The 2,783-nt window shown below is 43.0% G+C and carries 3 protein-coding genes; 2 read left to right on the top strand and 1 reads right to left on the bottom strand.

The genetic code is table 11. The features are described from left to right. Positions 1-1,149: penicillin-binding transpeptidase domain-containing protein (locus AC1DSB_RS17505; RefSeq protein ID WP_477587229.1), on the top strand; the 1,149-nt coding region annotated here is incomplete at its 5' end. 59 nt (positions 1,150-1,208) lie between these two features. Here AC1DSB_RS17505 and AC1DSB_RS17500 read toward each other — a convergent pair. Continuing rightward, positions 1,209-2,273: an NAD(P)/FAD-dependent oxidoreductase gene (locus AC1DSB_RS17500; RefSeq protein WP_477531074.1), complete on the bottom strand. Its 1,065-nt coding sequence runs from the start codon at positions 2,271-2,273 to the stop codon at positions 1,209-1,211. 161 nt (positions 2,274-2,434) lie between these two features. On the opposite strand from AC1DSB_RS17500, the gene AC1DSB_RS17495 reads away from it, so the two are divergent. Next, the coding region (locus AC1DSB_RS17495) for an ABC transporter ATP-binding protein (protein WP_477587228.1) at positions 2,435-2,783 on the top strand (349 nt) is incomplete at its 3' end.

Raw genomic sequence — 2,783 nt, 5'->3', positions numbered from 1 at the left:
GGGTTGGAACGATTACTCGAAGATCGACTGCGGGGAGAAAACGGGATTCGTATCTACATCGATAAAGCAGAAGAAGGTGCAGAAGCGGTAACGGTTGCAGAAAGGCCGGCAGTAGACGGGGAAACGGTTTCATTGACGATTGATGCCCAGTTACAAAAACAAACGTATCAAGCCATGCGTGGCGAAGCGGGTACGAGTGCGGCCGTAAATCCCAAAACAGGTGAGACACTAACTCTTGTCAGTTCCCCGGGGTTCAATCCGACTGATTTTATGCTGGGAATCAGTGGCGAGCGCTACAAAGCACTTGAGGCGAACCAGTTGAAACCGTTGTTCAATCGTTTTACAGCCTCTTACGCTCCGGGATCGACATTAAAACCGATCACGGCAGCAATCGGGTTGGAGGCGGGCACACTTAATCCAACTGAAGGGCTGGCGATTAACGGAAAGACATGGCAAAAAGATGCATCTTGGGGCGATTACAAGGTCACGCGTGTCCACGCTGAAGCACCCAATCCGATTGATTTGAATAGAGCTCTCGTCTATTCGGACAATATTTACTTTGCGCAGCAAGCACTTGATATGGRGAGTAAGACATTTGTGGAAGGACTGAAGCGTTTCGGTTTCGATGAAGAAATCCCGTTCACTTATGGGATGAAGCCTTCCCAAATTTCAAATGAGGGGACAATTGGGTCACAAGGTCAGCTTGCGGATACGTCATTCGGCCAAGGCCAAATGTTGACCAATATCCTTCATCTTGCATCGATGTATGAAGTCTTTCTGACAGAAGGTCTGATGTATAAACCTACCTTGTTTTTGGAGGAAGAGGACGCTCAAGTTTGGAAGGAAGGACTTGTGAGTGCAAAAAATGCGTCGATTATTAGAACCAGCCTTCGGAACGTTGTAGTGGATGGATTTGCACAAGCTGCCAATTTGCCTTCGGTTCCACTTGCAGGAAAAACGGGAACGGCAGAACTCAAAGCGGCTTCGGAAGATAATGGTAGGGAAAATGGTTTTTTTGTTACTTACAACTCAGAGAATCCAGAATTCATTTTGGCGATGATGATTGAAGGGGTGGAAGATAACGGAGGCAGTGCTTATGTAGCTGAGCTAGTATCGAGAGTCTTTGCACCTAAGGGAGAAAATCAATAGAAAAGCATGGAAAAAGGGGACTGAATGAATATTATTCAGTCCCCTTTTTCAGCATCTACTTATGAATGAACACATTCTTTAAGCAGTTCTTTCACAAGTTCCTTATTGCGTGCTTTAAAGACATCATTGTGTGAAGAGACCATGGCTATTTGATCCGCTTCAGGTTCAATATATTTCTTTGCTTTATTTACTGCATTCGCAGCATCGTGGAAAGTTCCTGCAATCAGGTTAAGTTTTCCTTCATGCTTCAAGATATCGCCAGCTGCAAAAATACCTGGAATTGAGGATTCACTGTTCACGCTWCCTGCGATAAAGTAGCCATCTGCCAGTTCCATTTTTACAGAACTATTTTCTAGCAACGCGATATCTTGTTCGAATCCATGGTTTATAACGATTTCATCCACTGACAAGTATTGTTTTTCACCAGTCATGGCATCTGTTAATTCGACCGTCTCAATGCGAGAATTATCCGTAGAAGCAATCAATTTAGATATGGACGTTTGGAATATGCAAATTGCATTACTTTCCAAAAGCTTGGTGACCTGTGCTTCATGTCCCGTGAAATCGTCTTTTCTGCAGACCACGATGACTTGTTTGGCAATCGGTGCGAGTTCATTGGCCCAGTCAATGGCTGAATTCCCTCCACCTGAAATGATTACCTTTTTATCTTTAAAGTGCATCAAGGACTTAATGGTATAATTCAAGTTACTTACTTCAAATCGGTCAGCACCTTCAATTTGAAGCTTTTGTGGAGTAAGGATACCGCTTCCAGTTGCGACGATGATTGTTTTGGATAAATGCTGTTCATTCTTATCGGTAATCAGTTCGAATAATTGATCTGCCCTCTGATGGATGGCCCCGATTTTTGTGTTCAGCACGACGGTTGGCTGAAACGTCAATCCTTGCTCAACCAGTTTATCGATTAGCATGGCTCCTGGCAGTGGAGGGTGTCCTCCGACATCCCAAATCATCTTTTCAGGATACACATGAATTTTGCCGCCAAGTTGAGGTTGGAATTCAATAATTTTCGTTTTTAGTCCGCGAAGTCCACTGTAAAAACTGGTATATAAACCTGCAGGTCCTCCACCAATGATGGTTACATCGTACTCTTCTAAATGCTTCATTTTTTCAATCCTTCCTCAACAGGTAAAATCGTGTGATTTCGAATTTTATATATAGTATAGTGCTATTGACAGGCTTAGCTTACCCTATTATAGTTAGTTTGTAAATGATATTGATAATCGTTATCAGTAAATATAAATAATTTGGTGAAAGGAGGTTGAAAATGGTTCGGCTAAAAGCAAAAGAACTGCAAATCCGATATGGTGATCGAACAATTGTTGAGAACTTATCTGTTTCCATACCAGATGAAAAAATCACCGTCATAATCGGTCCGAATGGCTGTGGGAAATCCACCTTATTAAAAGCAATGACTCGTATCATTCCTCATCAAAAAGGCTCCGTTGTTCTTGACGGCGAAAGCATTGTCAAAGAACCCACAAAAAGGCTTGCACAGAAAATTGCAGTACTGCCTCAGACTCCAGAAAGTGCAGGTGCACTGACTGTTGGAGAATTGGTTTCATATGGACGATTTCCGCATCAGAATCGATTCGGCCGCTTGACCAAAAAGGATT

Source organism: Paenisporosarcina sp. P4_E4_2 (assembly GCF_056401595.1).
This window is presented reverse-complemented; position numbering and strand designations above follow the sequence as displayed.